Below are 4,909 nucleotides of genomic sequence, written 5' to 3'. Positions count from 1 at the left end.
AATTGCTCAAGATCTTCTTTTGTCTTTTTTGAATTTTCCATTGTAGTCATAATTTATAAAATTTTGAATTATGACACACTTAAATAAACAGTCTCGCTAAAAGGGATTTAGACTTTGAACCTTAAACTTTGAATATAAGACCTTGGTCCAGTTTCTAGGCTCTAGATTCTCGTTTTTAAATACTCAAAACTGTTAACTGCATTTCTTCCTTTATTCCTTGATCTTTAATTTTCTTGAGTGTTCACCCCCATGTCCGTTGATGTAAATGTTATCTTTAACTATCATTACAGAGGCATAGGGAGAGTTGTTGTCGGTCTCGACCATTCCCTTAAAGGTAAGATAGTGCACGCCATTTCTTTTCAAATAATCTCCATCATGGTTATGTCCATTAAAATAAAATTTTACGCATGAATATTTGTCAATCAGGGCTAAGATCTGTTCACTGTTCCATAAAATTTCGGTAAACTCGTTTCCGGCAATGGGGAAATGGCAGTATAGGCCAACTCGCTCATTATTTTCCTCAGCAGTAATCAGTTCATTTTCCAGCCAAACTAATTGCTCTTGACTAAGACCACCATTCCAAGCCGGTTTATTGTGGACTTTGGATTGTAATATCTGGGAATACAGGGAATCTGTTTGTTTCTTTTTCTGTAGGTTATATGCCCCATGAAAACTTAAATCGTTACCGTCCAAGACAATAAACCGCCAATGGTTTTCAACTATACTGTAATACCTGTCAGTGAGATTTAAACGATCCAATACCCTTGGCTTTAAAGAATCCACAACATTGAAATCATGGTTGCCCAGAACGTGATATTTGTTAGAGGAGAGTTTGTCCCAAATAGGCAGTAGGCGATCGAAACTAGCGAAATCCCTGTCAATAAAATCCCCGAGGTGAATAGTGTAATTTAGGGGCTCTGTATTAAATTGTTCAATAGCCCCTTCCAATTTATTGAGAGAATATTTGTAAGATCGCGTTTCTTTAGTTTCACATTCACAGTATTGGCAATCGGCAATTATTCCTATTGCCAGATCAACAGTGGGATCAAATTCTATTTCCTCACTTTGGCAACCCATCAAAATAATAGTAAAAATCCCGGTCACTAAATATCTATAATATAATTTCATTAAATACCTGAATTAGAAAGAGAAATATACTAAATATTACTATTCCAAAATAAATATTTTGTTATTGTGTCTTTTATCTCGTTCATTACCTTAAAACTTATAGGTTTTGATACGTAAAATTTTGGTAAACAATGTTTTATGGGTATTCTTTAAGTGCGACTAATTATTGTTTGTTTTTTGATTTTAAAACGGGTTTTATGGTGTAATTCTCTAAGGGTAACTAATAACCCTCCACCAAAGAATACTCTCCTGATAGGTGGGCAGGCCTCCTTATCGGCAGGTAAACTCGCAATTACGGGATAGCCAAAAGTCATTGATCGGAGGAGGCTAATTAGACAATGAGTCAATGTGGAAATGGTTTAATGTGAAAATGTACCAATGTGATAATGTACCAATGGGTTAATGAAGCAATTTGAAAATGAAGCAATGTGGAAATTTGAAAATGAGTCAATTTGAAAATGAGAAAATTTACCATCGGGTTAATGGTTTAGATTTTCGGAAGAATTCGTCATTGCGAGGTGACGAAGCAATCTCATGAACAGATTGCCGCGCTATGCCTGCCTAACGGCTAGGCAAGCTCGCAATGACGGGTTTTATTCTATCGTCAGTTCTAGTGCTTCCCCGTCAGTTCGAGTGGAATGCCGTTAGGCATTTTGTATCGAGAACAGGTTTTTGCACGCCGTCTATTTCTCGATACAATTTTGCTCCACTTCGTTATGCAAAATCACCTGCCCGACCGGCTGGCGGGCTCGAAGTGACGACTTTCAACACAAGACTTTAGTCTAGGCTCTAGCATCTAGGCTCTAGGTTCTTCCAACGCCCAATCTCCGTGAAGACTTTCAACTTTCAACTTTTGAACATAAAACATTAAACTGTTTATTGGTGTTGTTCACAGTAAGAAGCAGATTGCCACCCAGGCTACCCCCTTCCGTCTTCTCTTACGTCGAAGCCACCTTTTCCTTCCGCTAAAAAGCGGGACAGGCACTCCTAATAGACCCCACCCTATCCCTCCCCCAAGGGGAGGGGATTTGGTTGGTGCTAAGATTCTAAACGCTATCGTCAGTTCTAGTGCTTCCCCGTCAGTTCGAGTGGAATGCCGTTAGGCATTTTGTATCGAGAACAGGTTTTGGGTACTGTCTTTACTTCTCGATACAATTTTATTTCGTTTCACTTCATAAAACCACCCGCCTTACGGCCGGGCGGGCTCGAAGTGACGACTTTTAACACAAGACTTTAGTCTAGACTCTAGCATCTAGGCTCTAGGTTCTTCTTCTCACTACCCAACTGCAACCTTGAACTTTATAACTTTCAACTTTATAACATTATAACTTTCAACTAACAACTGCATTAGTGATTGCAATGGATAGCTCCCAAAAGGGGACCTGGGGAGGGACACTTTTGGGACTAGGAATGGAAAGCACGACCCCTTGGCATATTTTGGCCAAGGGGGAATGCCCAAAAAAGCAGACGGAATTGCAATTCTTGGTGAATTTGGAGGAGGGGTCTGACAGCTTGTCATATTTTTTGTCATGGCACAATCATTGTCTTAATAGACCCGAGTGATAAAAAGATTTTTCAACACAGTAAATATATAAACATGAGTAAAATTATTGGAATAGATTTAGGAACAACAAACTCTTGTGTTTCCGTAATGGAGGGTAACGAGCCTGTTGTTATCCCAAACGCAGAAGGTAAGAGAACTACTCCATCTGTCATTGCTTTTGTAGAGGGTGGCGAAATTAAGGTTGGAGACCCTGCCAAAAGACAGGCAGTTACAAATCCAAATAAAACCATTTATTCCATAAAACGTTTTATGGGTAATAAATACTCCGAATCCAAGAAGGAAGCGGAAAGGGTGCCTTATAAAGTGGTAAAAGGAGATAACGATACCCCAAGGGTAGATATAGACGGACGTTTGTATTCACCTCAGGAACTTTCGGCAATGATACTTCAGAAAATGAAGAAAACTGCCGAGGATTATTTAGGACAGACCGTTAGTAGAGCGGTAATTACCGTACCTGCTTACTTTAACGATGCGCAAAGACAAGCAACCAAGGAGGCCGGTGAAATTGCCGGACTTACCGTAGAAAGAATTATAAACGAGCCTACCGCAGCTTCTTTGGCCTACGGTATGGACAAAAAGGATACAGATCAGAAAATAGTAGTTTTCGATTTTGGTGGAGGAACACATGATGTTTCCATCCTTGAATTGGGAGACGGTGTTTTTGAAGTATTGGCTACCGATGGGGATACCCACTTGGGTGGTGATGACGTGGATCAAAAAATAATCGATTGGTTGGCCGATGAGTTCAACAAGGAAGAGGGAATAGACTTACGTAAAGATGCCATGGCATTGCAACGTTTGAGAGAGGCTGCTGAAAAGGCAAAAATTGAGTTGTCGTCTTCTGCACAGACCGAAATTAACCTTCCATACGTTACCGCTACGGCTTCAGGACCTAAGCATTTGGTACGTTCATTGACCAAAGCCAAGTTTGAGCAATTGATAGATGATTTGGTAAAACGTACTATTGAGCCTTGTGCCACTGCTTTAAAAGCAGCAGGTTTAAGCAAGAGTGATATTGACGAAATTATCTTGGTTGGTGGTTCTACAAGGATTCCTGCGGTACAGGATGCCGTTGAGAAGTTCTTTGGAAAGAAACCTTCCAAAGGTGTTAACCCTGATGAGGTGGTTGCCGTAGGTGCCGCTATACAAGGTGGGGTATTGACAGGAGATGTAAAAGATGTACTTCTTTTGGACGTTACACCATTGTCCCTTGGTATTGAAACTATGGGTAGTGTAATGACGAAATTGATAGAAGCCAACACGACTATCCCTACAAAGAAATCGCAAGTTTTCTCTACAGCAGCTGACAATCAGCCATCTGTTGAGATCCACGTATTGCAGGGAGAACGCCCAATGGCAAAGGATAACAAAACAATAGGCCGTTTCCATTTGGATGGTATTCCACCAGCACAAAGAGGAACGCCACAGATCGAAGTTACTTTTGATATTGATGCCAATGGTATTATAAAAGTATCGGCTACCGATAAGGCTACCAACAAAACGCAGGATATTAGAATTGAAGCTTCTTCAGGATTAACAGAGGAAGAGATCAAGAAAATGAAAGCGGAAGCTGAAGCCAATGCTGAAGCTGATAAAGTAGCCAAGGAAACTGCCGATAAATTGAACGAGGCCGATGGAATGATCTTCCAGACCGAAAAGCAATTGACCGAGTTTGGCGATAAATTATCTGATGATAAGAAGAAGCCGATCGAGGATGCCTTGGCAGAGCTTAAAAAAGCCCATGAAGCCAAAGATTTGGCTTTGATTACTCCAGCTTTGGAAAAAATCAATGAGGCTTGGAAAGTAGCTTCTGAGGAAATGTACAAGGCCCAGGCCGAAGCACAGCAAGGTGCTCCTGCAGGTGGCGCTGATACAGCATCTTCCAACGGAGAGTCTAAAGAAGCCGATAACGTTGAGGACGTAGATTTCGAGGAAGTGAAATAAGGACTTCCCTTACTATAAACAAACCCCCATCAAGCAATTGGTGGGGGTTTTTGTTTTGGACCCCTCCCTAGCCCTCCCCCAAGGGGAGGGAATTTGTTCTGAGCTGTTAAAGATGTTTTATGCAGGTATTGTTCCCCCTCCTTGCTTGTGCAGCTTTTTTGCAGTAGGAGGGGGTTAGGGGGGAGGACTTTTACTTTGTTTATTGCTAATTGTACAATGTAAGAAGCAGATTGCCACGCTATGCCTGCCTAACGGCTAGGCAAGCTCGCAATG

General features: G+C 41.1%; 3 protein-coding genes. 2 read left to right on the top strand and 1 reads right to left on the bottom strand.

The window, feature by feature from the left end; all coding sequences use genetic code 11:
- Nucleotides 1-210: 210 nt before the first annotated feature.
- Nucleotides 211-1,128 carry a metallophosphoesterase gene (locus MWU82_RS23820; protein WP_247098235.1) on the bottom strand — a complete coding sequence of 306 codons (918 nt, stop codon included), beginning with the start codon at nucleotides 1,126-1,128 and terminating at the stop codon, nucleotides 211-213.
- Nucleotides 1,129-2,478: 1,350 nt separating this feature from the next.
- On the opposite strand from MWU82_RS23820, the gene MWU82_RS23815 reads away from it, so the two are divergent.
- Together MWU82_RS23815 and dnaK are read left to right on the top strand one after the other, a co-directional pair.
- The gene (locus MWU82_RS23815) at nucleotides 2,479-2,691 is read left to right on the top strand and encodes a hypothetical protein (RefSeq protein ID WP_247098233.1); all 213 of its coding nucleotides are present in this window, start codon (nucleotides 2,479-2,481) and stop codon (nucleotides 2,689-2,691) included.
- A gap of 34 nt (nucleotides 2,692-2,725) precedes the next feature.
- Nucleotides 2,726-4,636 carry a molecular chaperone DnaK gene (gene dnaK, locus MWU82_RS23810; RefSeq protein ID WP_215949808.1) on the top strand — a complete coding sequence of 637 codons (1,911 nt, stop codon included), beginning with the start codon at nucleotides 2,726-2,728 and terminating at the stop codon, nucleotides 4,634-4,636.
- Nucleotides 4,637-4,909: the final 273 nt, after the last annotated feature.

Source organism: Arenibacter sp. S6351L, assembly GCF_023016025.1.
In the GTDB taxonomy this organism is placed as follows: Bacteria; Bacteroidota; Bacteroidia; order Flavobacteriales; family Flavobacteriaceae; genus Arenibacter; species Arenibacter algicola_B.
The sequence above is the reverse complement of the archived record's forward strand: the minus strand, read 5'-3'. Positions and strand labels throughout refer to the sequence as shown.

Bases quoted from the DNA above. Each gene is read 5' to 3' on its own strand.
- MWU82_RS23820 (WP_247098235.1), bottom strand. From the start codon at position 1,128: ATGAAATTATATTATAGATATTTAGTGACCGGGATTTTTACTATTATT.
- dnaK (WP_215949808.1), top strand. From the start codon at position 2,726: ATGAGTAAAATTATTGGAATAGATTTAGGAACAACAAACTCTTGTGTT.